The organism is Neolewinella lacunae (genome assembly GCF_014349155.1).
GTDB lineage: Bacteria > Bacteroidota > Bacteroidia > Chitinophagales > Saprospiraceae > Neolewinella > Neolewinella lacunae.
This window is the reverse complement of sequence record NZ_JACSIT010000017.1, coordinates 1-262: the sequence shown is the minus strand read 5'-3', so window position 1 is coordinate 262 and position 262 is coordinate 1. Positions and strand designations below refer to the sequence as shown.

At 63.4% G+C, this 262-nt stretch carries 1 protein-coding gene; it reads left to right on the top strand.

Going from position 1 to position 262, the window contains the following annotated elements; genetic code table 11:
• A partial coding sequence (locus tag H9S92_RS22890; protein WP_187464698.1) for a hypothetical protein occupies positions 1-262 on the top strand: 262 nt, incomplete at both ends.

Genomic DNA, 262 nt, shown 5'->3' with positions numbered 1-262 from the left:
GTGAACTGGTGTGAGTACAACACGCTGGGCCAGCCCTACCTGATCCCGCGGGACGGCGACGGCATCCGCAACCCCGAGACGCAACTGCTCTACCTCAACGTAATCCCCCGGGTTACGACCACGCTGACGGACGACTTCGCGTTCCTGAGCCGCTTCACGGACCGGAACTACAACCCCGGCGCCCCGCAGTTTGACCAGACGCTGGACGACGGCAACGACATGGACGGCACGGACGACGACAACGGCAACGACAACATCGACA